The 26,837-nt window shown below is 61.9% G+C and carries 22 protein-coding genes and 1 pseudogene; 6 read left to right on the top strand and 17 right to left on the bottom strand.

Going from position 1 to position 26,837, the window contains the following annotated elements; translation table 11 throughout:
* Positions 1–3 precede the first annotated feature (3 nt).
* The 4 genes from OVY29_RS20805 to OVY29_RS20790 all read left to right on the top strand — a co-directional run bounded on the left by OVY29_RS20805 (position 4) and on the right by OVY29_RS20790 (position 6,567).
* Complete coding sequence (locus OVY29_RS20805) at positions 4–1,254, top strand: exonuclease SbcCD subunit D (protein WP_176473680.1); 1,251 nt, start codon at positions 4–6, stop codon at positions 1,252–1,254.
* A gap of 2 nt (positions 1,255–1,256) precedes the next feature.
* Positions 1,257–4,697, top strand: a complete 3,441-nt coding sequence (locus OVY29_RS20800; RefSeq protein WP_095389290.1) for an ATP-binding protein — start codon at positions 1,257–1,259, stop codon at positions 4,695–4,697.
* A gap of 420 nt (positions 4,698–5,117) precedes the next feature.
* Complete coding sequence (locus tag OVY29_RS20795) at positions 5,118–5,282, top strand: hypothetical protein (RefSeq protein WP_176473670.1); 165 nt, start codon at positions 5,118–5,120, stop codon at positions 5,280–5,282.
* Between the two features lie 283 nt (positions 5,283–5,565).
* A complete protein-coding gene (locus tag OVY29_RS20790; protein WP_313912116.1) occupies positions 5,566–6,567 on the top strand; it encodes a GSU2403 family nucleotidyltransferase fold protein in 1,002 nt (333 codons plus the stop codon).
* Between the two features lie 441 nt (positions 6,568–7,008).
* Here the strand turns inward: OVY29_RS20790 and OVY29_RS24745 are convergent.
* The 4 genes and pseudogenes from OVY29_RS24745 to OVY29_RS20775 all read right to left on the bottom strand — a co-directional run.
* Positions 7,009–7,134 (bottom strand): annotated as a pseudogene (locus OVY29_RS24745) (IS1096 element passenger TnpR family protein); the annotation flags it as partial.
* A gap of 73 nt (positions 7,135–7,207) precedes the next feature.
* Positions 7,208–7,465 (bottom strand): IS1096 element passenger TnpR family protein, encoded by a 258-nt coding sequence (locus OVY29_RS20785; RefSeq protein ID WP_313912115.1) that lies wholly within the window; start codon positions 7,463–7,465, stop codon positions 7,208–7,210.
* A gap of 486 nt (positions 7,466–7,951) precedes the next feature.
* Positions 7,952–8,623 (bottom strand): nucleotidyl transferase AbiEii/AbiGii toxin family protein, encoded by a 672-nt coding sequence (locus tag OVY29_RS20780; protein ID WP_313912114.1) that lies wholly within the window; start codon positions 8,621–8,623, stop codon positions 7,952–7,954.
* 4 nt (positions 8,624–8,627) lie between these two features.
* On the bottom strand, positions 8,628–8,930 hold the full coding sequence (locus OVY29_RS20775; protein ID WP_313912113.1) for a hypothetical protein: 303 nt from the start codon (positions 8,928–8,930) through the stop codon (positions 8,628–8,630).
* 117 nt (positions 8,931–9,047) lie between these two features.
* On the opposite strand from OVY29_RS20775, the gene OVY29_RS20770 reads away from it, so the two are divergent.
* Complete coding sequence (locus tag OVY29_RS20770) at positions 9,048–9,257, top strand: hypothetical protein (protein ID WP_313912112.1); 210 nt, start codon at positions 9,048–9,050, stop codon at positions 9,255–9,257.
* Positions 9,258–9,289: 32 nt separating this feature from the next.
* On the opposite strand, the gene OVY29_RS20765 is transcribed toward OVY29_RS20770, so the two are convergent.
* The 4 genes from OVY29_RS20765 to traN all read right to left on the bottom strand — a co-directional run bounded on the left by OVY29_RS20765 (position 9,290) and on the right by traN (position 17,534).
* The gene (locus tag OVY29_RS20765) at positions 9,290–12,514 is read right to left on the bottom strand and encodes a conjugal transfer protein TraG N-terminal domain-containing protein (RefSeq protein ID WP_313912111.1); all 3,225 of its coding nucleotides are present in this window, start codon (positions 12,512–12,514) and stop codon (positions 9,290–9,292) included.
* Positions 12,515–12,538: 24 nt separating this feature from the next.
* A complete protein-coding gene (locus OVY29_RS20760) occupies positions 12,539–13,987 on the bottom strand; it encodes a conjugal transfer protein TraH (protein ID WP_313912110.1) in 1,449 nt (482 codons plus the stop codon).
* Positions 13,987–14,820 (bottom strand): conjugal transfer protein TraF, encoded by an 834-nt coding sequence (locus tag OVY29_RS20755; protein ID WP_313912109.1) that lies wholly within the window; start codon positions 14,818–14,820, stop codon positions 13,987–13,989. The genes OVY29_RS20760 and OVY29_RS20755 overlap by 1 nt, the downstream gene beginning before the upstream one ends.
* Before the next feature lie 179 nt (positions 14,821–14,999).
* Positions 15,000–17,534 (bottom strand): conjugal transfer protein TraN, encoded by a 2,535-nt coding sequence (gene traN, locus OVY29_RS20750; RefSeq protein WP_313912108.1) that lies wholly within the window; start codon positions 17,532–17,534, stop codon positions 15,000–15,002.
* A gap of 172 nt (positions 17,535–17,706) precedes the next feature.
* On the opposite strand from traN, the gene OVY29_RS20745 reads away from it, so the two are divergent.
* Complete coding sequence (locus tag OVY29_RS20745; RefSeq protein ID WP_066564845.1) at positions 17,707–18,858, top strand: IS110 family transposase; 1,152 nt, start codon at positions 17,707–17,709, stop codon at positions 18,856–18,858.
* A 255-nt stretch (positions 18,859–19,113) separates the two neighbouring features.
* Here the strand turns inward: OVY29_RS20745 and OVY29_RS20740 are convergent, their stop codons facing one another.
* The 9 genes from OVY29_RS20740 to OVY29_RS20700 are packed head-to-tail and all read right to left on the bottom strand — an operon-like array spanning position 19,114 to position 26,837.
* Complete coding sequence (locus OVY29_RS20740) at positions 19,114–19,704, bottom strand: hypothetical protein (protein ID WP_313912107.1); 591 nt, start codon at positions 19,702–19,704, stop codon at positions 19,114–19,116.
* Positions 19,701–20,471 (bottom strand): type-F conjugative transfer system pilin assembly protein TrbC, encoded by a 771-nt coding sequence (trbC, locus tag OVY29_RS20735; protein ID WP_313912106.1) that lies wholly within the window; start codon positions 20,469–20,471, stop codon positions 19,701–19,703. Before trbC ends, OVY29_RS20740 begins: the two co-directional genes overlap by 4 nt.
* Positions 20,456–21,484 carry a conjugal transfer pilus assembly protein TraU gene (traU, locus tag OVY29_RS20730; RefSeq protein ID WP_409581494.1) on the bottom strand — a complete coding sequence of 343 codons (1,029 nt, stop codon included), beginning with the start codon at positions 21,482–21,484 and terminating at the stop codon, positions 20,456–20,458. The genes trbC and traU overlap by 16 nt, the downstream gene beginning before the upstream one ends.
* 32 nt (positions 21,485–21,516) lie before the next feature.
* Entirely contained in the window at positions 21,517–22,155 is a 639-nt protein-coding gene (gene traW / locus OVY29_RS20725; protein ID WP_313912105.1) for a type-F conjugative transfer system protein TraW, read from the bottom strand.
* A complete protein-coding gene (locus OVY29_RS20720) occupies positions 22,152–22,679 on the bottom strand; it encodes a S26 family signal peptidase (protein WP_313912104.1) in 528 nt (175 codons plus the stop codon). Before OVY29_RS20720 ends, traW begins: the two co-directional genes overlap by 4 nt.
* Before the next feature lie 25 nt (positions 22,680–22,704).
* The gene (locus OVY29_RS20715) at positions 22,705–23,286 is read right to left on the bottom strand and encodes a TrbI F-type domain-containing protein (protein ID WP_313912103.1); all 582 of its coding nucleotides are present in this window, start codon (positions 23,284–23,286) and stop codon (positions 22,705–22,707) included.
* On the bottom strand, positions 23,279–23,638 hold the full coding sequence (locus OVY29_RS20710; protein WP_313912102.1) for a hypothetical protein: 360 nt from the start codon (positions 23,636–23,638) through the stop codon (positions 23,279–23,281). Before OVY29_RS20710 ends, OVY29_RS20715 begins: the two co-directional genes overlap by 8 nt.
* A complete protein-coding gene (traC, locus tag OVY29_RS20705) occupies positions 23,635–26,211 on the bottom strand; it encodes a type IV secretion system protein TraC (RefSeq protein WP_313912101.1) in 2,577 nt (858 codons plus the stop codon). The genes OVY29_RS20710 and traC overlap by 4 nt, the downstream gene beginning before the upstream one ends.
* The gene (locus OVY29_RS20700; RefSeq protein WP_313912100.1) at positions 26,211–26,837 is read right to left on the bottom strand and encodes a hypothetical protein; all 627 of its coding nucleotides are present in this window, start codon (positions 26,835–26,837) and stop codon (positions 26,211–26,213) included. Before OVY29_RS20700 ends, traC begins: the two co-directional genes overlap by 1 nt.

Below are 26,837 nucleotides of genomic sequence, written 5' to 3'. Positions count from 1 at the left end.
AGCTTGACGAGCTTTAAGTTTCTGCACGCCGCTGACATCCATCTCGACAGCCCCTTGCACGGTTTGTCGAGATACGAGGGCCTGCCGGTCGACGAGATCCGCTCAGCGACGCGCGCGGCGTTTGACAACCTGGTGCAGTGCGCGATCGACGAGGACGTTGACTTCGTGGTCATCGCCGGGGACCTGTTCGATGGCGACTGGCGCGACATGGGGACCGGTCTCTACTTCGCGAAAGCGATGGGCCGCCTGGACCAAGCCGGTATTCCAGCGTTCCTGCTGGCCGGCAATCATGACGCGGCCTCCGTCATCTCGCGCACGGTCCCCTGGCCGCCGAACGTCCGGCTGTTCGGATCGCGGCGCCCTGAGACTCATCGCCTTCCCGAACTTTCCGTCGCCGTCCATGGCCAGAGCTTTTCGACGCCGGCGGTCACCGAAAACCTTGTACTGGCCTACCCGCCGGCCGAGCCGCACGCGTTCAACATCGGTATGCTCCATACAGCGCTGGCCGGTCGGCCGGGACATGCCGACTATGCGCCATGTAGCTTCGAGGAGTTGAAATCTCGGGGCTATGATTATTGGGCGCTCGGCCACGTCCACGAGTTCGAGGTGGTCAGCACCGAGCCCCACGTGATTTTTCCGGGCAACGTGCAGGGGCGAACCATCAGAGAGACCGGAGCCAAGGGCGCGGTCCTGGTTGCTGTTGACGACGGCGAGGTTGCCTCCGTCGAGCGGATCGAGCTCGACGTTATCCGATGGGTGCGTCTCGACGTGAACTGCGCCGAAGCGCGAATGGATGAGGTCGGGGATCTGCTGCGCTCTGCACTCGTGGGGCTTCACGGCGCGAACGCCTCGGGTCGGCCGTTAATCGCGCGCGTGACGCTGTGCGGCGAGACGGTCGAGGCGGGCGCGCTCCATGATAGTGCCGCGACGCTGCGCGACGATGTCCGCGCGATCGCATCTTCGATATCCCCGGCCCTGTTCGTCGAGAAGGTCCGGGTCGAAGTTACCGAGCCGGCGCGCACGGGCCTCGTCGTCGGCGACGACCTGGGCGCCATGATCGACGAGGCGGCGAGCGACCCGGACCTCATCGATGCGCTGAGCCGCGACCTCGAGCGCTTCATGCTGGCGGCCAGCACGTCCCTCGGCGATCCCGATGAGGGCGAACTTCGACTAGCCGCCGCCCGCGGCGACTGGTCGGGCGTCCTCCGTACCGCGTCGACCGCGTTGCGGTCGCGCCTCACGGCGGAGGGCTAACCATGCGCCTCTCCCGCCTATCGCTCGAGCGCTATGGGCGCTTTGAGGACTGCGAACTGAACTTCCGCCCGGGCATTCCGGATCTCCACGTCATCTACGGCGAGAACGAGGCGGGCAAGACGACGTCGCTGGCGGCCGTCTCCGACCTGCTGTTCGGGTTCCCCGTCCGCTCGCCGTACAACTTCCTCTTCGACTATTCTCTGCTGCGCGTCGGCGCGGTGCTGGAGGATGGCGGCACGACGCTTGCCTGCCGCCGAAAGAAAGGTACCAGCGGCACACTGCTCGGTGCCGACGACGTCCCGATCGACGAGGCTCCACTCGCTGCGATGCTGCGTGGCCAAACCCGGGATACATTCGGCCTATCCTTCAGTCTCGATCAGGAGACACTCCGCTCCGGCGGAAAGGCGATGGTGGAGGCGAAGAACGACGTCGGGCGGACGCTCTTCGCCGCCGGCTCCGGGCTGACCGGCGTATCCGACGAATTGCGGCGCCTGGAGACGGAGGCCGACGCTATATGGGGCCCGACCAACCGCGGGAGCCGCACGTTCACGGTGGCCCAGCGTCAGCTCGCAGAATCCACGCGGTTGGTTCGTGACGACGCATTGAAGCCGAAGGCGTGGTCGGACGCGCGGGCCGCCACCGAGCGGACCCGCGAGGCGCTCGAGGCCGCGCGCCTCGATCGTGACGCGGTGCAGGCGGAATCCCGGGCCGCCGAGCGCGTTCGACGCCTCGCGCCGCTCGTTCGGCGGCGCGAGGAGCAGACCATAGCGCTCGCTGGATATGACGGTGTCGTCGACCTGGGCCGGCAGCGCGAAACGGCTGCGGAGGAACTAGTGCGCGAGGCCGAGGAGGCAGTGCGGGCGATAGCGGCCGCTGAGGGCCTTCGGGCCGACATCGCCAACCGCCGCGCTGCGGTGTTGACCGACCCACAGGTGCTGGGCGTCGCCGATGAGATCGATCGCCTGGTCGCCGATGCGGGTGCCGAGGTGAAGGCGAAGCGCGACCTCGTTGGCCTTGAGGCTGAGCATGCCGATGCCGCGGCGACGGTCCGTCGGCTTCGCGCCGAGGCCGGCCGGAACGCCGGCGCGACGCTTCAACGCGAACTGGCGGCCCTGCTGCGCGAACTCGCCCGCGTGCACAGCGAGCAGCGCTTGGCCATGCGTCAGGTCGAGGACGACCGACAGCGCGTCGAGGAGCGGCGTGGCCGTGCTGCGGCGGCGCTCGCCGCGACAATCGTCAGCGACGCCGTCGATGCGCTGACCTCCGCCGTCGATCACGCGCGCGCGCTCGGAGCCGATGCCGACGCACGCTGCGATGCGTTGCGGGTCAAGCTGGACGGTGCAACGCGCCGAGCCGACGCCGCCCTCGCGCGACTCGCACCCTGGACGGGCGACGGGGACGCGTTGGCCTGCCTCCCAAGGGTTGACGACAGCGAGGTTCACGACGCGCGCGACGCACTGGCGGCGCTGGTGGCTGAGGTCCGCCGGGAGGAGGAGGCAGCGCAGCGAGCCTCGGACCAGTCGGCGGCCGCCGCGTTGGAGATCTCTCAATTGGCGACCGGCACCGCGGTGTCGCCCGAGGAAATGGCTGAGGTACGGACCGAGCGTGACCGTCTCTGGCGACCGCTGCGCGAGCATCTGCTGAATGGCGCGGCCTTGCAGGCACCCGCTGAAGCCATTGCGGGATACGAGTCGGGCGTAGCGGCGGCGGACGACCGCGCCGATGCGCGGTTCGCCAGCGCAGATGCCTCGGGCAAGCTCTCGCTTCTCGAACAGACGCGGGCGTCGCACGACCTCACTCGTAGGCAGGCGGAAACTCGCGCGCAGTCAGCGAGGGATTGTCACGAGGAGACGGTCGCCGGCTGGAAGCGACGGCTCGCCGATGTGGGCCTACCGGCACTCGAGCCCGGCAGATTCCACTCCTGGCAGGCGGACCGCGACGTCGCTGAGGCGGCACAGGCCGAGGTGCGCAACCTGATAGCGGACGTCGAGCTGTCCGAGGCCAAGCGCGACGCCGCTCGGGCGGCGATGAGTGCTGCGCTCGGCGTCGCGGACGGAGGCGGTCCGATCGCGCCGGTGCTCGCCAGGGCGGAGAGGCGCCGCGCGGAATTCGAGGACGTCGCCCGCAAGCGGCTTCTGGCACAAGCCGAACTCGACCAGCTCGACGTCGAGACGGCGGCCCTCGATCGCAGGCAGAGGGTGGCCGAGGACGCGCTGGATGCGAACGGCGATGCGTGGCGCGCAGCGTTGACCGAGGCCGGTCTGGACATCGACGTGTCGGCTTGTTCCGCGGTCCTCGACCTGCTCGACGAGTTGCGCGAGGCGACGGCGTCTGAGGCGTCGATGCGGCGGCGCATCGAGGGCATCGGCCGGGACACGCGCGAGCATGCGGCGGCGGTGAGGCAGCTTGCCGATGCGATCGGCGTCCCGGCGGGCGAGGTCCAGGAACGCCTGCGCTCACTGCGCGACCGGCTCGCGGCCGCGCGGAGCGCCGCGACGGTGAACGGATCCTTGCACGACGAGGACAAGCGCCGCCACGGCGAGCTTCAGGAGGCGCAGGCCAAGCTCCAAGCGACCGAGGAGGCCCTAGCGCCGCTGCTCGCCGAGACAGGTTCGGCGGACAGGGTCGCGCTCGGCGCGGCGATCGAGCGGTCACGGGCCAAGCGCGGGTTGGCCGATGAGATCGCCGCGACCGAGCGCGCGATCTTGGAGGCAGGCGACGGCCTCAGACTCGACGAGCTGCTGGCGGCCGTTGGCGCGGCCGATCCCGACCAGGTTGCTGCGCAACTGGAGTCACTCGGCTCCCGGCTCGAAGAGCTTAACGCCGCGGTCGACGAGGCTGCTACCGCGCATGGCGATGCACGGGCGACGTTCGCCGCCCTCGATACGGATGGGACCTCCGCAGTAGACGCAGCCGCCGACGCCGAGCAGGCCCGTTCCGAGCTGGAGGTGCTAGCGGAGGACTACATTCTGAAGCGGACTCAGGCCGTGACGCTTAAGTGGGCGATCGAGAAGTATCGCGAACGGCATCAGGATCCATTGCTCCTGCGGGCGGGCGAGCTTTTCTCGACGCTCACCACGGGGCGTTACGCTACGCTCAAGGTAGACACCGACGCTCCCAGCCCGCGACTTCTGGGTATGCGCGACGACACGCGGACCATGGTCGAGGTTGACGCGATGAGCGAGGGCACCACCGACCAGCTTTTCCTCGCGCTGCGGCTAGCCGCGCTCGAGCAGTCTGTCGCGGCTGGGGTCGGCCTGCCGTTCCTCGCCGACGACCTCTTCGTGAACTTCGACGACCGGCGCGCTGAGGCAGGCTTCCGTGTCCTCGCTGAGGTCGCTCGGACCACACAGGTGCTGTTCTTCACGCACCATCCGCACCTGGTCCAAATCGCAAAGTCGGTGGTCGGCACCGAGCTTCATTCGGAATGCGCTCTCTCGTGATCCACGGGCGATGTAATGCGGGAGGATGACGCCCAACACCTGCTGCTCCGCTTGCGGCCCCGTTGTAGTCGACGGCAAATGCCTGGCGAGCTATTCATGGCAGCTATGGCGGCGCCCCTCGCCGAATCCTACCATTCCGTTCGCGGCCCATCCCGTCGCCACCCTGCGAGCCAACGGAGACGAACACGAGAAAATGCCGGGGGCGGCTTTAAAGCGCGCGTGACTCCAACTCTATCTGTGGAACGGCACGCCGCTTTGTCCCTAACATGTCCGAATTCTCTCAGACGATGACGACAGTCTGCTGATATATTTGACGTTCGACTTCAACAAATGCATCAAGAACCTGATGATTGCGCTGTCGCGCCGGTTACAGACTAGTTCGATCCCACCGAGCGACGTGAAAGTTGGAATGCGTGGTCGATGGTTTTCCGCTGTTTGTCCGAAAGCGCCATGGAAAAGCCGGCGATCCCGACACAGGTGCAAGTTGGCGGCGTCCGGGCTCAGATTGCTGCTGCGATGGCGCAGGTGCCGCCAGCCTACGACGACCGCGCTCATCATCATGTTGCCGCCGAGCTGACGATGTAGGAGCTCACGGCTATGCTCTCGCTGCGGTGGGTCGCGATCCTGCGGGGCTTGCCAAGATGGCCGATGCGGCTGCAACAGCCTCGGCTGGGGCTTGACCTCCGGCGGGTCTCGCTCGCGGACCAGGGTGTTCGCCTGGCGCTAGAAAGCGGCGACATGGGCCAAGCATCGCCGACAAGACCGGCAGGCCCACGCCAGAACATGCTGATATTTAACATAATCTTTGTTATCGAACATAGATTTATCCCACATTTGACGAATTTCTAAAATTGTGGGATAAATCCTCATGGACACCCTTCGTGCCTTCAGCGATGAGCAATCCCGGCTTCTCGTCAACCTCCGGCAACGATATGAAGCCTGGGTCGTAACCGAACGCGCCCGGGCCGCGCTGCCTTATGATTTGCGCCGCAAGACCGTGGGCGAATATGAATATCTCTATCTGATCCATGATCGCAGCGGAAACGGCAAGTCGCTCGGTCGCATGGACGCCGCGCGGGAAGCCGAGTTCCAAGCCTATCGCGAGCAAAAGGCCGAGCTGAAAGAGCGCGGCGCACTCCTGAGCACCAGTCTTGCCGAAAGCGCCGCTCTGTACCGGGCCCTGCGTCTTCCCCTGCTTTCCAGTGATGCCGGTCCCATTCTTCGAGAATGCGATCGTCGCAATCTTCTTGGCTCGCACCTCCTCGTTGTAGGCACCAACGCGATCGCGGCCTATATGATCGAGGCCAATGGCTTCATTCTCCTGCCCGACGAAACCGAAGACTTCGATCTCGCCTGGGTCGCCGCAGAGCAAGAAGATTCCGAACAAACCGTCTGGCAGATGCTGAAGGCCGTCGACCCGACATTCACGATCAATAGCGAGCGTGATTTCCAGGCCCGGAATGCCCGGGCGTATGAGGTCGAGTTGCTCGTAGCCCCGTCTCGTGCCGGAACATTGAGCGATCGCGATCAACCGCGGCCGATACCATTGGCAGAGCAGGAGTGGCTGCTGCTTGGTCGACCGGTCGATCAGGTCGTCGGCTGCCGCGATGGGTCCCCTGCCCGGATCGTAGCGCCGGATCCTCGATGGTTCGCGCTTCACAAACTCTGGATGTCGGAGCAGGCAAAGCGAAACCCTCTCAAGCGCCCGAAGGACCGCAAGCAGGGTCTGGCGCTGCTCGACGCCGTCGCCGAAGCGATGCCGCATTATCCGCTCGATGAGGCATTCAAGGCAGCGATTCCGCCCGATTTGCAGGCAGTTTTCGAGAAGTGGCAGAAGAATACGAAGGCTGGACACAAGTCCAATTGGTGATGTGCCCTCTCATTGCGTGGGGTTATGCGGCTTTGCTTACCTCGTCGATCAGAGCCTGAATCTTTCCAATCGGCGTTTCGTCAATTGGGCGGATTGTCTCGCCGCAGCCCTGACATTCGATTGTTCGTTGCAGCCGCAGCGTTCTATACGAGACATGGAAAAGATGCCCGCATACAGGGCAGTCGCTCTGCGCTTTGATGTCGTCAAGCTCATAGGCCACGGGGCATAATATCATCCGGACGCCGCTGATGAAAGTATGAAGCGTGGTAAGGAAACCGCGACCGATCAGCCGACGCGGGATGCGGCGTCGGCTTGAGCAGCTTTCCCCTGTGCCCGACGCTTGGCGAGTTTCGCGATGCACGCCTCGATCTCACCAAGGCCGATGTCATCGGGATCGAATTCGGCGCCATGCCATCGGACCATTGAGGCGCGATCAGGATGGCGCGGCTTGGTCATGACCTTGAGAAACTCTTCAAATCCCGGAGTGCCGCCGACGTCCTCTGGCGGAGCCCCCTGTTCGCCATCAATGAACCGCGGATATTCCGTCCCGGCCTCCGCAGGCAGGATATCTTCGATTTCGACCCGATGACGCCAGTTATCCCCAAAATCATAGGGTAGGTGAAGCTGGCAATACCGTGCTCTACAGCCTGGTAATCCGCATATTGGCGGCGTCGCGCGTGCGGATCATGAAATCATCGTATCGAATCGATTGCCATAAGCGGCATCGCCGATGTCGAAGCGGAACAAATGGTAAATGGTAGTTCTCGAAGAGCATACACGCCTGGATCGCGAGGTGCAGGGCCTTGAGACTGCTGGTGACGGGAAGTTCGACACGGCGCCAGATGGCTGGCCTCGTGTCTTCGAGCGTGATGCGAATTTGGGCAATCTGATCGGTCATGCCGCATGCAGCCGGGCACGCTGAGCGATGTCCAGATCCGGGACATGAATTCGCCCCAACGAGACGCTTTCGCTCCGTCCGGTGGATGGCGTCAGTCGGCTCCCAGAGCTTCTTCCCTGGTATTGGGGATCGAGGTTGTTGTAAGAAGGGTCCCATTCCAGTAGCCTGCACCCATGCAATCCAGACCGCACCCCGAACTGATAGAGTCGTCCCTTAGTCGGCACATTACCCAAGACGGCGTACCACTGATCATCAACATTGTTCGGATAGCGACGGAACCCGGTTGGTCACTGGAGGTCGTCAATGCGCGCGGAACGTCGGTCGTTTGGAACGACGTTTTCGCTTCCGACCGGGAAGCTGATGTGGCCTTCCAAAGAACTCTCGCCGAAGAGGGTGTCCACGCCTTCCTTGACAAATGATCGATCGCCACCGCTGGCTGGCTGAGGCCGCGCAGCTTTGCCGAGTAGGAAGTTCTCGCCGATGTGATCAGGCAGCCAATGCGAGCGCGATGAGATTGCGGCTGATTTCTCGCGCGCTCGCAACGAGGCCGAATGTCGTTTTGCGAAGCATGAGTTGGCCGATAATACCTTCAACATAGGCTGGGTTCGTCTTATCGATTATCTCTAGCGCTGTTTGGCACTTCGCACGCTCGCATTGCCTCAACGCCGTTACGACGTACTCAGATCCAAAATGGTCGGCGACTGCCGCGAGGTCGAACATGTCGCGTGGCTGAAAGCTCCAACCGCGATAAAACACCTTCTTCGCGATAATTTCGGCGGGCGTTTCAATAGCAACAGCATGCCCACGGACATCGCTCGTCGTGGTGGGGTCGGGAAGGATATTATCGCAGCAAATGAAATCGATTTCTCCCAGATCTTCATACGCGAGCTTCAACACGTCCGTGCCGGCCTGATAACTGTCCGGAGCCCTATCGAGCTTTATGCCTTGCGTTTCTGGGTTGAGATACGGGAGGTATTGGGGATCATCCAGAAACAGGTCGATGTCATGGCTCTCGCGATGATCGATCTGCAGCATGAGCGCCGTCCCGCCGCCAAAACTCCAGTTTGGCAGAAACCCATTCGCCTTCTCGAAATGGGCAAGAATATCGATCGCTAGATCGAAAAGGACCGGCCATTCGCTCGGCCGCTTCCCGGGCACGGCCTCAGGCCGCCAAGGGCAATGCGTAACCCGAAAGCTCGGAAACCTGCTCTGCGACTTGACTTGCTAGGCCTGCGTTGACCCCCATAGCCGTCATGAATTGCTTCTGGACCTGCAGCGGCACTTCCGAGAAGAACGCAAAAACCGGCGCGTTGAAATCAATTGCGCTCTGGGAATCGACGATCATTGCGGCGAGCTGATGTGCAGAAACAGCCGCCCCATAGGGGGCGTTCACTGTCGTAAGCACTTGAGTTACAGCGTTTGCCATCATCTGACTCTTAACGAGATCCTCGCTGGATCGTTGCATTCATATAGCCTGCAGCGGTTATCAAAACAAGAATACACTCCAGAAGCTGTCGTGCGCATGACCGAACCTTGCCATTTCGGGGTGTTTCCTGTATGTTCGCTCGTGAAGGGTTGTGACATGGATCAGTACGACTGGAGCCACTACGATCGTGTGCAGCGCGATTTGCGCTGGGACGAAGATCAGCGTCGCTTGGATAATCTGCGTCGCGATGTCGTCGACCAAGGTCAATCTGCCGAATTGGGCCGTTACGGCAGAGCGGCCGTCTACGCCCTCTCGGGCCTAATTTTGGCCTATTTCGCGTTGGTTTTATTCTTCGGCGCTCATTAGAACCAGCCCCAGCTCGAAACTGTGGGCTGGATCTAGCGTTTGCGGCCGCGCCCACCGCGAGGCTTCGGATCATATTCCATGTGCAAATGATTGTTGGCTGGATTCTCTTTGTCTGTCTCGAACTGGACGTCGTAGTCGGGCCCTAGCCGTCCACGGACATCTCGAGCCCAGTGCTTGCCTTGGGCGACGCTGATATCGTTTCCCCGAAGATCGGCGCCTTTTCCAGCCGGATGCAAGCTTCCGCGCGTATGTTGGCTATCACGAGCCGATGTTACCACCCGCTGAGGCAGCCCGAGTGCGTGGGCCGAGGCCGCCGCCGCGGTCAACGCAGGTGCCATGCTTGAGTCCATCGAGCTGAGGTTCACCCCAGGCTTAATACCAAGACCAGCGGCCGACGCGACTCCTCCGAGATTGACCCTCTGTCCGCCAAGGGGCGCTTCGCCTGCACCGTCCAGACCGATCGCGCGCAGCGCGCCGGCAACGCCCGGCATCGTCCGTAGCACCCACGAATCGTTGCGAGCTTCTGCGGTTGCGCCGAGGTTATCGGCCTGTCGCCGATCGCCGAGCAGTGTTGCCCTCATTCCATGGCCATACTCATCGAGGCGAGCGACACTGCCGTCCAGTCGGCCGCTCACGTTGTCTTCAAGGCCAACGTCGCGCGCGGAACCGGTAACATCGACCGATGGCCCACGAGCAGCGATTTCCTGCATACCGGCAGCGCCGATCGCTCGAACTTCGTCGGCAGTTGAGAACGCCGGCCCGGCGATCGTCGCCGCCGGCGCATAGGAAACTACACCGAGATCACGGTGCATTTGCTCGACCCGATCATCCATGAACTGCTTCACCAAGGCATCCTGCGTAATAGCTTGGGTCGGCGTCATATTGATGAGACCGGGATGATAGCTCTGATCGAGATGGCGGTTCTGGGGATCCATCATAGCGGTTTGAGCATAACGCACGAAGTCTTGGCTGAGGTTCTTGTTGAGCGCGTAGCCATCCCGCTCGAATTGCGAGAATTCGTTCGACCAGCGCTGATATTGATCTTCCGCTCGCGATGCTTCCTCGCTGAGACTTTGCGAATGACGAAGATCCTGCGATACCTCCTGGCCAAGACCTCTAACCTGACTATCGGTCGATGAAGACGTTGCACGATAAAAGCTCTCGCGCGCTTGGCGCGCGGTCTCGGAGGACGATTCCTTCTCGAGCCATTGCAGCGCATCGGTATTCATATTTTGGGTCGAGAGGCCCTGTTCCGTATTCCTGGTATCGCTTGACCTGCCTTCAGTCCCTGCGCTGAGGCCACCTTTTGCTGAAACCGGGCCAAACTGGCCGCCCGCTCCCAAGCTTCCGTCACCACCGACCTTGCCAGTCAGAACCGTATCACGCGCCAATCGGTCTGCCTCGCTTTTCGTCATGCCGAACTGGGTTTGCAGCGTATTCGACCAGCTCGATGACAGATCTTGAACTTGCGCGATCGACGACTGCAGCGAGCGACCCTCCTCGGTGGTGGCGTTGGCCGACGTTTGCGCGGTGTCAAACAATCTCGCCGATTCCGTGCGGGCCGCTGCCCAGCTATCATTCGCCGCGACGCGCTTCTGCTCGACCACGCTGGATCCTTGGCTGAGACCCTTTTGTAGCTGAGACCCGAAATCTTTGCTGGCCGAGATACCGAACCCAAGGTTCGAAATACCCTGGCTCGTGTCATAGGCGAACGTGCCGTCTTCATTATAGCGCGTGAATGCCCCGTCGCTGGAACGCTGCAGGATCGTCCCGGCGCCGGTGTTGAAACTCGGTGCCGTAGAATATTGGTCGCGGTTTAGCGTGTTGATCTGCCGATTCATCAGCGAGGCGTTGCCATATGCGTAGTTGCCCGTTGTGGCTTCGGCGGCCGCCTGCTCCGCGGCATTCTGGCTTGGGGACAGAAAGCTGGCCGAATGCGACGCTATCGCCATGGCGCCCTTGGCCATGCCTGCCGCGATAAACGGAACCGACATAATCATATAGCCGGCGAGCGCGCCGACGTCCTGATTGACGGCAGAGATACCGGAGAAGTTCGCGGCGGTCATCCCGCCGCTTGCGCCCCACGACGCCAAGGAAACTTGCCAGCGCGACATGAAGATCATGTTCAGTATGACGAACAACGGTCCCCACGCAGCGAGATAGAAGAATCCCGTGATATAGCCCTTGGCAACGGTCATTCCGTTGGTCGGCAGCAGCATCAGCAGGAACAGGATCGGAAAGAGCGAATAGAAAACGACCGTCAGAACGACGTTCAGCAAGGGAACCCATTTCATCGCGCCCGAGGCGATCGTGGAATAGGTGTTACGGGTCTGAATGTCCGCGCGGGTCTGCGCGAACGCGTCGATCGAACCCTGTGCGGATCCGCTGGCAAAGCTGTCGCGCGCCTCCGTCAGCGCATTGATGAACATCGCCTGCCGCACGAGTTGGCCGCTGCTCGAGCCCATCCCCGCAGCATTCATATTGTTGATGTCATTGTTCAGGCGGGTCGACGCCTGCGCCACGGGGATGCCGGGGAAGAACTGCGCCGCAATTTTGGGAGCCGCGACGTTATAATAGTTGCTCCAGCCATTGCGGATGAAGTTATAGGCCGTCTCGCATGTGACGATGCCCGATGTGCCGTCGGGGTAGATATACTGTTGCGACAGCGCGACCGATCCGGGGCCCATCGCCGACAGCAGATCCGATGACTTCAGGATGTCGTCATAGGTTTTGCGGCCGAGCAGGATGTCATAAAAGACGCACTGCTTGAAATGCTCGTTCAGGTTGGTCGCATAGACCGGATCATCGATCCTCAGGCTCTGCGTCGCATCGAGCAGTTTCGCGCCATAGATCATGCCCCCGGTCGAATAATTGAGCACTTGCGGCATCGCGAAAACCGTCTCGGCCGCGCGCGTTAGATAATCGCCGATCTGGCTCGTGAAGCCGGCAACCAGGCCGAGGCCGATCGGAACATTGTCGACGACCGCTGCTGTCACGCCCGGGTTGGTGCGATCGGTCACCTTCACCGAGATCGTCGGCACCATGACGACCATATACATCAGGGTCGCCTGCATGAACCATTTGAGGAGCGCGCGCGGATCCATATTCCACGCCGTGACGAGGAGCGCCCAGGTGAACGCCATCACCATAACAACGCGGATCAGGCCCCGGTAGCCACCGGAGCCCGCCCACGAAGCCACCGCATTGAAGACGTTGACGAGATACTCCCCGCCGCCGACCGTGAAGACCTCGATCATCGCACGCGCTCCTTCAGCCCGAAATCAGGGCCGCAAACCTTGCGCCGACAAAGCGCGGGAGAAATTGAGAGATGCCGCCATCCCTGGCGCCATTCGGGTCTGCAGCGTGCTTTCGATCATCATCGCGCGATCGACGATCTCGAAGGTCCGCGTCACGCGCTGGTTCACCGTGCTTTCACGCTCGAACAGCCGTTGGCGTACGCGCGCAAGCTGTTCGTTGAACTGGCGCAAATTTTCGGAATCGGCTTGATTGCTGTTGTTCGACTGGCCCGAGGCCACCTGATCGAGCATCCGCTGGACGATCGAGTTGAGCAGGTCGATCGCAGTGACTTCCGCCAGCGAGTTGAGCTCGCCCGGCGACAGGTTGAAGCCCGAGGCCGCCTGCACGGCGACGACCTTGTAGAGCGGGATGCTGGCAACACCGAGAAGGTTCTTCTCTTCGGTCGTGAGTGCGGCATTGCTCCGCACCTTGTCGCTCATCGACTGGATCAACATTGCAACACGAGGCCGCAATGCCGTAGCCCCAAGAGCCGGGATCGTCCGCTTGCCCGGATTGAGGCACTTGTCGGTTTCGTCGCAGCCGAGGACGTCGATCGCCTTGTCGCCGTCAAGCAGCGCATCGAGAATCGCAGGATCGCCCTCGCCCCGGTAGATGATCGGGAGGGGATCATTGTCGGACGGCCGCTTGCCCACGACGATCGTGCCCGTAAGCGTCATGACCAGCTCGCGCATCTGCCGATCGGAGCTTTCAAGCGGCGATTGCTTGATCATGTCCCAGGCATAGTTTTTCGGTCCCGGGGTCATTGCCGCAAGTGCCGGATCGGTATTCGAATTGATGGTCGACGATCGCTCTCCGCCATTGCCGCATCCGCGACGCGACTTCGCCCAGTCGGAGAAGCGCCCTGCAGACGTGCCGATTGACTGGCAGATTCGATCCTCTGCCGCGTCGACCTTCGGCCAAACGGAGCCGACGGCCGCTGCCGCCGCCTCGCAGCTCTGCATGTTGAACTGGTTCACCTTATTGGCGATGTCCTGCATCTGATCGATCACGCCGCCGATTTGCGGACTGATGCTGTCGATCGCGAGCTTGAAGGCAAAGCCGATGGCGTTGTTCGCGATCGCCTTCAGGTTGGCGACGAATTCCGACATGTTGATGAAGGAAAAGGAGCCCGAGAATATGTCGATGCCGCCGCAGCCTGCACGGACTTTCGGAAGCTGGATGTTGGCGGGATAGACGCTTTTTTGCGGGAACCGGGCCCATACCGAGCCGAGCGAATAATAGCCCGCGGACTGGCCCTGATAGGCTGTCGCGCCGGTAGCGTTTGCCGACGCGCCCATATCGTTGAAGAAATTGCTCATTTCGTCGCCCACACCCGCCTGTGCCGGCGCCGCGGCGACGGAGAGCGCAATGACGCCGATCCCGATGCGGGAAACGGCCACGCGGATCCGCGCGATGAATTTGATGTCGGCCATTAGAAGTCGCTCCCCACTTTGGTACTCGTGAGCGTGAAAATGCGTTCGGTGATTTCGTCAGCCGACAAGATACCGGTCCCGATCGGTATCGGGCGACGAGTCACGGTGTCATAGAGCACCAGCGCCGGCGTGGCCTTCGTGGTGAGGCCCATCTTGGCGTGCTGCCCGACGTCGACCACGTAATTCGGGAATTCGCGGTTCGGTCCGCCGTCCATCGAGACGGCAACGACATTGAAGCCGCTGTTCATCGAAAGCGATTTCAGAATGGGTGCAAAGATCTCGCACGCGCCGCAGCTCTGCGCGTAGAAATAGAAGATCCCGTAGCGTTTCGAGAGATTCCGGAGCGCCTGCTCCTGTTCGGCCCTGCGATTGTCGATCCAGGCACGCTTGGCGAGCGTCGAAACGGGACGCTGAAGTGTATAGTCGAGCTCGGGGTTCTGCCACATCGACCGCTGCCAGACATCGGAGAACATCGAGGCCCGATCGAGCTGCTCGCGCTGGAAACGAATATAGGCTGTTACATTCTCTTCCGACGGCTCGAGGATTGCCCGCGCCTTCAGCTCGTCGAGCTCCTTGGCGATCGCAGCCAGCCGTTCGCTGGCGGCTGTCGACGACGGCGCCGGCGCTGACTTTGTGTTGGGCCGCGGTTTCGGTTTGTCGCAATAAAACCAGGTTCCGAGTTTGCGGGCGCCGCAGTAGAAATCTTGGTTGGGAGAGGGGTCAGTCGCATCGGGAGAGCGATCTTCGACCGAAGATTGTGCTCGAATAGGTACGCCGGAAACGACGAGCAGTGCGCCGGCAAGAGCAATCGCGTTACGGATCGCCGTCTTCATCATTCTTCTCCGTTTTGAAAGGCTGCTTCGCTGCGACCGCAGCGCCGCCCTGGCGAGCGGCGGTTTGTGCATTGCGAGAACTTCGCGGCCGACCAGGGTTGTCTGAGCCTCGCGCTCCTCGCCTATCGTGATCCACCGCTCTGACCTTGACCGAAAGCCGTCCAGATGGAATCATCTCGTCAAATCCCTCCCGGTCCATGCTGTTTGTAATAGGCGTCGATCTTCGCCTGAATGTCGCTCGCCATCTGCGCTTCTTCGGGAAGCTTCACGGCCTCGAGGAAGTCCGCGTAGATGTCAGAAAAATCCATCTTGCTGAGGTCGAGGCGCGAGAATTCGTCGACGGTGAAACCAGCACACTGCTCTTCCTTGGGTTTGCCCCACGGCTTGTTGATTTGCGGCCGCCCCTGCTCCTGCAGGATCCGCGTCAGCTTCGATTCAAAGCAGCAATATGCCTTCCGCTTCGTCTGGCAGACGCCGAGGAAGCTCGACGAACAATAGCTGCCGATCGAGACGCACAGACCGAGGCGATCCTTTACGTCGAGCTGCTTTTCTTCATTCGAGCACAGGAACGTGGTGAGAAACTGGGTGGCAACGCCTGCGAGCGCTGCAGGTCCGCCACTGAGCCCCGCCCAGGCGGCCGCCGCGGCGACGCCACCGGAGAACAGGCCCGACACCTTACCTGCGCAGCAATTGACCAACCCGAACACGGGCTTGTGACACGTCTCGCGCGTGCCTTTGAACAAACCCATTGTGTCGGGATCGAATTCCTTCCCGACCTGATCGATCGCGCCCATCGCAACGAGCGCATCCTTGAATTCGTTTGAGGCCTCGTCCTCGATCTCGCTGCAGCTCCCGTTGATGCAATACATCGACCCACCGCAGACATATTCCTTCACGTCCGTCGGCGGAGAATTCGGAATCGGGCATTTGAACGTGCGCTCGGTGACCTTGCAGGGGCCGTTCGGCTCCTCATCAAGGCACTTGTCCCGCACGTGACTGCATTTGGGATTTGACTCGAGCTCGGCGCACTCGCTCTGCCCCGCGCTCTCGCCGTAGCAGGTGCCATTCTGTTCGGTGGCGCCGGGCGGGCAGACCATGGTGACCGTCGCCGGCAGTGAGAGCGTCATCAAACAGGTCGTGCCCGACAGCGTGTAATTCGCCGGGCAGCTATAGTTGGGCTGCGCCGGATAGGTCTTGGTGCAGGTCGTGCCCGAAAGGGTGAAATCGGTCGGGCAGCTATAATTTGGGGTCGCCGGCTGCGTTTCCGTCTTGCTGCACATGTTGCCGCTGAGGCTGTGCCCAGAGGGGCAGGTATAGATCGGCGTCGCCGGTTGCGAGAGGACCGACCTGCACTTGTCCCCCTGGACTTCCCATCCGGTCGGGCAGCTGTACGTCACCTCAGCAGGCTGCGCGAGATCAATCGTGCAAACCGAACCGGACAGCGAGCCGCCATTGGGGCAGCTATAGGTGACCGTCGCGCTCGTCTCATCGGTCCGCGAGCACGTCGTTCCCGAAAGATTATAGCCAGACGGGCAATAATAGACCGGGGTGGCAGACGTCGACGTGACGATCGTGCACGTCGTACCGTTGAGCGTGCCGCCACTCGGGCAAGTATGCGTGACCGTCGCCGGCAGCGAGCTGCTCGTGTTACAGATGTTTCCGGCGAGCGTGCCGCCGCTCGGACAGCTGTAAGTGACCGTCGCTGGGCTGCTCGAGCTCGTCTGGCACTGCGTGCCATGAAGCGTTCCTCCGTTCGGACAGCTATAGCTGACGGTCCCCGGCGTCGCGGTGACCATCGTGCACATCGATCCCTCGACGACATAAGCGCCAGGGCAGGTATAATTGACCTTCGGATGGAAGAAGCACTTCGTCCCGCTGTAACCCTGCGCTTTTCCTTCCTTATAGAAGCCGGTCCAGGTGGTCGGGCAGGTCTTGCCCGTCTTGGCGAAGCCGCAGTAGGGCGCATTTTCGAAGGTATAGAGATCCATCGGCAACGCCCAGCCACTGCACTGATAGACCGGCGTCCCCGGCGTCTGAGTCGTCGTCATGCAGTTGGTGCCGTTCGGCGTACCCCCGTTCGGGCAGCTATAGCTCGCCGTTGCAGCATAGCTCCCCGAGGAAACGCATTCGGTCCCCTGCAGCGTACCGCCGTTCGGACAGCTATAATTGGGTGTCGCCCCATAGCTTCCGGTTGCCGTGCAAGTCGTTCCGACGAGAGTATAGCCTGATGGACAGCTATAATTCGGGACTGCCGTATAAGTGCCCGTCTGGGTACAGGTCGTGCCGTTCAGATCGTAACCCGCAGGGCAAGTATAATAGACGTCAGCCGGCTGAGACAGCGTGCGCGAACAGGTCGTGCCCGAAAGATTATACCCGGCGGGACAGCTATAGCTCGCCGTCGCGGCATAGGTCGATTTCGACCGACAGATTGTGCCTTCGAGGAGGTAACCGGCGGGGCAATTATAGTTCGGCGTCGCCGACTGCTCGAGCGTCCGCACGCAGCTTGTCCCGTCAAGCATATAGTCTGCCGGACAGCTGTAGCCGGTAATTACCGCGGGCTCGGTTGTCGTGCGCGTGCAATTCGTGCCCTGCAGCGTGAATCCGGCGGGGCAACTGTGGCTGGAGACCGAAGCGGGCTGGGTCACGACGCAGGTCGTTCCCTGCAGCACACCGCCGTCGGGGCACGTATAGGTGACGTCCGCGGGCTGAGTCACCCTCTTCGTGCAGGTCCGACCGACCAGCGTATAACCGTCGGGACAGCTCAGCTCCTCGACGCGATCGGGCGTCGTGACTGTGACGCCGACGTCGCAGGTCGCGTCATAATAGATCCTATGCAGGCCGGATCGGCTATGCCGTTGTTCCGTCAAACCCCACGGAGAACGCTAAATGGAGAACTCGTCGTCAGATTACTGCCCCAAGACTTCTGTCATTGTCAGCGTTGAGCTCAGCAAGCGCAACTGGCTTGTTGCTTCGCTCTCGCCAGGAGCCGCGAAGCCTTCGCTACGGACAATTCCTGCCGGGAACAGCGCGGCACTGATCAGTCACCTTCGCAATCTTGAGTGCAAGGCCGCTGATCGTATCGGTGAACCTGCCGCCATTCGCCTGTGCTTCGAGATTGGATATGATGGCTTCTGGCTCGCAAGGCTACTGCGGTCGAACGATATCGATACATATGTGCTGGATCCCGCCAGCTTCCTCGTGTCGCGGCGAGGCAGGCGCGCAAAAACCGACCGGATCGACGCCGAAGCAATGATCGGAATCCTCAAAGCCTATCTCGCTGGCGACAAAAGCGTGTGCCGTGTCGTGGACGTGCCCTCCCCCGAGGAGGAGGACGCGCGCAGAGTAATGCGGGAGCGCGGCGATCTCGTGCACGAGCGCACCCGAATTATCTCTCGGATCAGGGGGCTACTTGCATTACAGGGCATACGATCTGTCAAAGCCATCAAGGGCGGTGACTGGTCAAAACAGCTCGACGACATGCGCACCGGCGATGGGCGGCCTTTGCCACCAAACCTTCGTCGACAAATTGAGCGCTGTTTCGAACGGCTCGCGTTGCTCAACGATCAGATCAAGGACATCGAGCGGGACCGCGCTGAAGTTGTGCTCCATGAGGAGTCTACCTTCCCATGCCGAGAGAAAGCGGTTCGCCTTGAGCAGCTGAAGGGCATTGGTCCGAACAGCGCGGCAATGTTGGTTGCTGAGGTTTTTTGCCGAAAGTTCGAAAGCCGACGACACGTCGCGGCCTTCCTTGGGTTAGCTCCGGCGCCCTTCGCCAGCGGCGACGTGTCGCGTGATCAGGGCATCAGCAAAGCCGGTAACCGAAGCACACGTGTGCAGATGGTGGAACTTGCCTGGTGTTGGTTGAAATATCAGCCAAGTAGCGAACTGACCGTTTGGTATCGCAACCGGTTCAAAGGCAACGGCGCTCGCGCGGCAAAGGTGGGGATCGTTGCGCTCGCCCGAAAATTGTTGATCGCGCTTTGGCGCTTTGTGGAGACCGGTCTGGTCCCTCAAGGTGCCGAGCTCCGCGCCGCCTGATGCCTATGTTGCAACAGGCTCGATAAGGCGACGCGGATTGGTGTGATGCGTGACCGGGAAAGTTGATGGCGCCTGAAAACGCCCAGTAGTAGTTTGGTCCGCATCCGCCTTTGCTCGATCCGGGGATGTGAATACGGATTATGGTGCGCGGGAACGGCCGCGACCGGATACAAGTCTATGCACGGATAGTGCATCAGCTGACCTCGGAACGAATGAAGCCAATCCTTGAGCATTGCGTGTGGGGCCCCCAACGCGTCAACAGAAGGAACCGTTCAATGCGATCTTGACAAGGCCCGGATCATACAAATCCTGCTTTTCGCCAACCTTCACCTCTTCACAGGTGCCGGGCGTGTTGCTGATGTTCTCGCCGAGCTCAGAGCTGCCGGCGTTCTCGTTGATCTCCTCGCCCTTCTTGATGATGTCTTCGAACGAGGACGGATCGACGGTCGCGCGATTGGCGTCCGCGCCCATCATGAATTCCCAGGCTTCGTTACCGACCGCATTGCCGCCCGCGGAATTGAGCGCCCCATCATCGGTGCCGAAGAGGTTCGAAAGATCGCTCGGCGCCGTCGAATAGCCCGGAATGACGTCGCCGGTGACTTCCTGACCGGGAATCGAGGCGGCGCCCTCTTTCCCTGATTTGGCGAACGCTTCACCATCTTTGCCAGCGGCGGAAATCTCTCCGGATGGCTGCGATGTTTGCGCCTGACCAACCGGGATAGGACCGACCACCATGGCGACCGCCGCGACGATCGCGACGAGTGAACGGCCCAAGCGCCGAACGCCGGCGCCAGCAACGCCTTCAGGTTCGATCGAAATTGCTAGTCCAGAGCTGGCGTCGATCATGACCCCTGCCCTTTTTTCAGCCGCGCCAGCGCTTGGCCCGCAATCGCCGAACCGGGGCCACGACCGTCGACGAATGTCTCGAGTGCATATTCGAGCGGCACATTGCCGCTCATCCGATCATAGGGCGGGACGGACGTCCGGCAATTGAACCCGTCGCAAAGCTCGAATTCCGATGTCACGACGACGATCGCCGGCACCGCCGTCACGTCGAAGGCGCGAAACAATCGCGGATCGATACCGATGCTGCCGTATGCGTCCTGGTTGTCGACGACCTTCATGATCCCCTGCTGGAACGCCTTCATGGAGTTCCCGGGGAAACCGTTGAACACGACAGTGCCGCCTGCTTTCGCCGTCTCGCGGATAAGCTTTTTCAGGCTTTGCTCCGGCATTGACAGCGATGCGAAAACGATGAGCTGAGGCGCACCCTTGTCGCTGGCCTCAAGGTCTTTGGATGCGGCCAGCATCTGGTCGAAATCTATCGCCCCGGTTGGCCCTCCCCCGAGCACACCCCTATTTTCGCTGAGGTTGCGGTTTCCACCGTCGGCCGCCTCGCGCGCATCGGCACGCATTTCGTCACCCCGGCGCGCCACTTCGCGGATGAGCGCCTCCGCGTCGGGATCGGCCGCTTCACCGCGGCTCAGGATATGCTGAATATCGAGGCCATCGACATTCTGCGCGAGCGCGATGCTGCCACCGCAAGCCGCCAGAAGCACGGCCGCGGAAACAAACTTCCCTTTTCTGGAAAGATTTTTCAGAGAACGCAGCAATTGCGTTTCCTCCACACGAGATAGCCCATGTCCTCGCCGACGGCGGGATAGGTGTTGCCGGAACCCGGCTTCATGTCGGATGCGCCGATCGGCGGGCACGCCCAGCGCCCCTTGACCATCGGAGAGGGCACCGTCGCCTGGAACCGATATTGCTGCTTCCTCAGGATCGGCATGACATATTTGCCGCACAGCCCCTTCTTGCCCATCGTGCCCCAGGCGATCCCCTGCCGATGCAGCTTGTAGGCAAAGCGCGACAAGGCGAGCCGGCTCGACTGCACATGACCGATATGCTCGGCGATATTGCCGTTCATCGGATACATCGAGCCGAGACAGCCCGCGCACCAGAAGAGCGGGTCGAGCGGCAATTTGAGCGTCGCGGCCCCGCAATCCGCCGCGCACGCCGTCTGCGCGAGTGGGTTGGCGAACAGCGCGGCTTCGGGATTGATGAGCGCGGTCAGCACATCGTCCTGCCACAGCGGATCGATTTCGGTGACATAGGCGATGTCGAACGACGACTGCTCGAGGCAGGCGACGTCGGTCAGAATCTCCATCCAGTAGAGCAGTGGATAGACATACCAGTGGACATGCCATTTGGCGCCGCGATCATGACCATCGACGCTGTCGGCGGCGCGGCCGTGTCCGATCTTGAAACCCGGCGAGATCTTCTTGCCGCCGAGGCTGGCGAAGCACCACGGCTTCATTGTTACGTCCGCGAGCCTCACCGGCTCCCAAAAGCCCATCGCAACGCCGATGCGCGGAAGCGGAGAGCCGCAAGCGCATATCGGCAGATCGGGATTGTCGGTGTCGGGCCGATCGGAGGGAAAAATCTTCAGCCCGCCGACAGAAAGCGCAAAGAGGCATGACCAGCATACGTCGGTCACCGGATTCACGAACTTGCCCGTGCACTTCCCCGGGGTGCCATCGATGCCGGCGGCGCTGGCAATAGTGGGCGCCGCCATTGCGACGCCGGCGGCCGCCAGCGTCAAGAATGCGGCCGATCGAAGTCGCCGCAAGCCCGACCGGAACGAGGCGCGAATACGGCCGATCATTTCCGACCGACCCCGAGCGGGATTTCCGAAACCTTCATCGTTTTCCCATTCGGTTCCACGACCGCCGGCACCGCGCGGATCCCGAACCGCCCGACAAGAAATCCGCCCTGGTCGAAATAGAAGCGGCGCTGGTGCAAGGTCATTGCGTCGAGCGGAGCGCCCTTCACCATGATGAGCTTCGCCGACTGATCGTCGAACCGCCGCAAGGCCCAGCTCATCTGATCCTTGTCGTCCCCGTCAATGAAAACGAGCTTGTGGCGCACGGTCACGAAATCGAGCGGATTGACCCGCTGTCCCGCGCGGGCGATCACATTGCCCTTGTTGTCGAGAATATCCTGCTCGACACGGATCGCCGGATCAAAGATCCAGCTACGATCGCGCACCGCGAGGCTGATACCGGCGACGGGTCGTGGCCGACGTACGCCGGCTTCGGTTTTGCGGGTCAGCTCGGCATTCATCCGCTCGATGCCGCCACTTGCTTCCAGCGTCCGAAGCTTCTGTTCGATCGTGCGAAGAAGATCCGGCTCGGAGATCCGGAACACGGCCCCTTGCTGACCATAATCCTTGGCGCTCGCGATCGGCGCGATGCCGATCGCCGCGATCGCCGCGACGAACATGGTGGCCGCGCGGTTCACAGCAGCGACCACTTCGATACGCCGACAATCTGCTTGGTGCAGACGAATCCAATGGCTGCATAGCGGCTGTCGAACCCGTCAGGATGCGGACTGCCCATATAATAGCAGCCATTGGGTATGACGCCGGTCGGCCCCGGCTCCAATGCTTCGCCCGTGGACGACAGCGGCTTGAGCTTGGCTACGAGCTGCTCCGACGGCGCTTCGTTATCAGCACCCGCGGCCCAGCTCACAATCACGTCGGCACCGCGATGCGACACGATGTCTCCCGGCAAGCCATAGACGATCTTGCCGAACACCGGAGGCTCCGCGCCAAAATGGGCGTGGACGAGGGCATTTGACGGTGGTGCGAAAAACGCAACTTCGCCGCGCTTCACGGCCTTTCCGCGCTCGAAATAATAAGCCCAGTTGGGCAGCGAGGGCGAGCGATTGATGAAGAACCCATGCCGCTGCGCGTAGGTGTCGAGCGACAACCACGCGCTGGTCGCCGCAACCAGGCCGACCGCGATCAGCGAATTTCGCAGCAAGGGCGAGCGAATGCGTCCCATGATCTCACTGCCCGCCGCCGGGAAGCAGACCGCCGCCGCCGAACACCGGATTCGCCGCTGGCGGCGCCTGCATCGGAGCCGTGGGCATAATCCCGGGCATCGCCTGTGCCGGCGCAGGAGCGGCGGCCGCCACGCGCGGCGGCGGGTTGCGCTTGATGAACTCGCCGACCGCCGCGCGGATCTCCGGCGTGATGTCGGGCATCGAGGCCGCCACGACCGCCTCGCTCACGACGATCGTCTCGCCGGCGGCCGCGCGCTCCTGAAGGGTCCGTTGCATGGCGGCCATGAAATGGCGCGTATCGGAATCGACCTGCTCGGGGCTCGCGCCCGATCGGGCTTCGGCCATGATGAAATCATTCGCCATCCCCGCGAGGCTGATCGACACGATCCGTCGTTCCTTAAGGATCATGAGTTCGCGCGTGGCCCATCCGCCCCAGACGAGTGCAGCGACAAGGGCGGTGCCGCCCGCAATCTGCCCCCAAGAGAAGCCGGCGAAACCGCGGCGACGGGAAGGGGGCGCCGCCGCGGCCTCAGTCGGAGGAACAAGCGGTTCCCCGCCGATGGTCAAAGCCGGTTGCTCAGTCATTGGACATGTCCCCCTTGGATGTTGCGGTGCCCGAGAGCAGCGCAGCGCGCCGCGTGATGCAGAAGAACAGCACCAGCCCGCCGAAGAGATACAAAAGGATCTCCGCGAATTCGGAGCGGCGCGCGCCGTCGGCCGCGAGATAGTGGTTAGAGAGATTGGCCGTTTCGGCGAAAAACTGGTCGACGCTGAGATTCGCCATCAGAGCGAAAAAACCGAGCATCACCCCTGCAGCAGCAAGGCAATTTATTGCCAGCCAGCAACTGACCGACACGAACGAAAAGGCGATGTCCTGCAGCAGCCGCCGAGTCGCGATAGCAGGCGGCTGCTTCCGCGAGGTTGCCAACGCCGTCATTCTGCCGCTTCCGCATAGTCGGCGCCGCGGTCCCGGCGCTCCTTGGCCGCACCCGGGAAGGCCACATCTTCGATCGCCTCAGCCATGCTCATGCCAGCGGCTGTTTTCGCATCGATTGCGGCAAAGACTTGCGGGCTCGAGGAATAGAGCGTGGCCGAATAGGGATCGAGCACCAGACGACCCATCGCGAGCATCTCGGGCCCCTTGATGAGCATGTCCGAATATTCGGTGCCGTTCCGCTTGAGCGACCGCATCATCGATTCGACCGCATCATTCATGTCGAAGCGATCGAGCTTCTTGAAGTCCGCGATCGTCTCCGGTTTTTGCTGGAGAATCACGAACCAGTCGCTGTTCTCGAGCGCGGCAATCGACCCTTCGGACTTGTAATAGTCGTTGAGCGATTGGGTCGCCGTAATGAGCGACGCCCCATATTTGCGGCAAGTGCGGGCGTATGTCTCAACGAAGTCGGCCATCGACCCGCCCTTGAGAAGCTGCCACGCCTCATCAAGCAGCAGCGCCTTCCGGGTGCTCCGATCTTTCCGCATCGCCTGGCTCGAAAGGAACATGATGGCCGTCAGGACGACGGATCGCAGCTCTTCGCGCGCTGACAGATCGGACAGTTCGAACACGGTCAGATCGGCCCCGATCTTCAGCGTGGACTGGCCTGTGAAGAAACGGCCGTAGGTGCCGGCACTGGAAAATGGCCGCATCGCGATCGCGAGCTCTTCGCCCTGAATGTGCTCTCTTGCAATCAGCGCCTCGATCACGCCGTCGATCGAACCTTCCGCGCCGTTCTTCTCCCATTCGGCGTTGACCGCGGCGTCGATCAGGCCGCGCTCGGTATCGTTGAGACGGTCGATGTGGCGACCCATCTGACCGATGATGGCCTTCAGCATGGCAATGCAATCGAGCCGATAATCTTCGTCGCGTTCCGCCTCCGCCGCGTCGATCATCGAAAAAGGATTGAGGCAGAAGCCCGAGCTCATCGTGAACTCGACAAATGACCCGCCCTGCAGCTTGCAGCTATGCTCGAAGCTGCGGCCGTCATCGATCACGATGACTTTCGCGCCGGCGCCGACAAGCGCCGAGGTGATTTCCTGAAGGGCCACCGACTTGCCCGAACCGGACTTGCCGAACACCGCGACATTATGGTTGCCGGCGCTGTTCTCGAATGGCGACCAGAAGAAGGGCTGACCGCGGCGGCCGAGAAGCAAGAGATGCGGTATCGGCCCGCCATTATATTCACCCTGCAACGGCGCGATATTGGCAACCGTCGTCGTCAGCATCGTGCGGAAGCGCTTCAGCCGCTCAAAGTCTTTCGCGAGGCCGTTGGCCATCGTCAGCGGCATCACCGAGATCAGTCCGGCCATCTGCAGATAGCGTTCGTCCTGAAGCTCCCAACCCGCCGCCTTGTAGACCGCCTTGAGATTGCGTTCGTGCCGATCGCCCTCGCCATAAGGCGAGACACTCATCACGCTGTAGAACACGCGCACCAGTTTCTGACCTTGCCGAAGCTGGTCCTGGACATATTCCCACTCGCGCGATTGTTCACGAACTTGCGGCGTGAACTTCGCACTCTGCGAATTCGCGAGGCTCGTTGTGCGCATGAATTTGAAGGCCGCACGCGACGTCGCCGCCTGTTCGTCGGGATAGGTGATGGTGAGCATTGTCGCCACCGGACAGGGCATCCGGAGCTTGTCGAAATAGGGATCGCCGATGAGCTTCACCGTGTCCCACGGCGCCCAGCGCGGCGGCAGGTTGCGGATCGCGTAACAACGTATATCGAAGCGATCGGGCACGATCTCCCCGATGTCCGGCACGCCGTCCTGCAGCGCGCCGAGCGCGCGAAAACGCTCCGTTCGGATCAGGATGCGATTGGGATCGGTGACGATCTCCATGTCGCGGCGCACCGCTTGGTCCGCGATCGGATCGAAGCGATTGTAATCGACGACATCCTCCCCCGACACTGTGGTTGGCGACGTCAAATCGTCCACGAGTTTCAGAAGCCCGACGGGATCGAGAATATGCGCCTCGACGTCGATCGAGCGAAGCATCGACGCCATCGACTCCCGAAGGGTGATCAGCTCCTCGTCACTGACCTTCGCGCCCTCTGGAACGCCAAGCGAGATGAAGACGCGGTGCGAACGGAGATGAAAGGGGGCGTCGGCCGACAGACTCGACCACACGCCGCCCTCGAGATAATCGGCGCGATGTTGAGCAATCCGCTCATAGACGCCCTTCGCCATCTGGCGCGGGATGAACCACTGGACCATCCGTTCCGCGATGCGCGGACTCATCCATTGCAGGATCTGGATCGACGTCTTGTCCGGGATGCCTTCGGACAGAAACTGCGAAATGATCTCGCTCGTCCTGTCGTCGGCACCGACCAGCGGAGACACCTCGAGGATCCAGCCCCGCGATGCGCTGTTGTAATAGAGTCCGTTCTTCTGGTCGAAGCTCCGATAGGGCAGCCAGTCGGCGAACATCGGGATCGACGTCGACGGGACGGCCTTATCGACCTTGCGCGGCCCGCCGAGCAGGTCACCGAGTAGCTTGTCGAACCAGCCCGCCATTACTGACCATCCGGCGCGGGTTGAGCAGCGAGCGCAGGCGCCGACACGACCGCCTGGTCGGCGGCGGCCGCCGTGGCTTCGCTGTCGGAGGGCGGCACCGCCACCGGCTCGGGCCCCTTGCGACCTGCAGCCAACCGGCGTTCAACTTCGGCTCGGAAATTCTCGCCCGACACGGGCTTGCCCGACGTCGGTCCCGAAGCGCTCGCTATCTCGGCAGGCGCTGGCGCGCCCGCCGCGAGCTCGACCAGCGACAACCGTGCCGGCGCCGAGGAAACCGACGTTGCCAATTGGCGATCGTCGTTTGCGACGCCGGCAAGCTGCGGTTCGACGTAAACGACCGTTTCATCGCGCCAGCGACCGAACCGGTCGGTTCGTGCGGGCAGAACAACCTTCAGCGAACCCGCCGAGCGCGGCGCAGTGGGATTGGCCGTCACTGCGCCGGCAACCGCACCAGAAGCCACGCCGCCGGTCATCGACGCGATCGCCTGGTCATCGATATTCGATGTCGGCGAACAGATCCCGTCGGGCGCACGGCAAATGAAATTGCCTTTGACGTTGCCGCCCAGCGACGCACAGCCGCTGAGGGAGATTAGGCAAGCACCGGCAAGCAGACCAAAGCGACGCAT

Origin of the sequence: Sphingopyxis sp. SE2 (genome assembly GCF_032227185.1) — a bacterium.
GTDB lineage: Bacteria > Pseudomonadota > Alphaproteobacteria > Sphingomonadales > Sphingomonadaceae > Sphingopyxis.
This window is presented reverse-complemented; position numbering and strand designations above follow the sequence as displayed.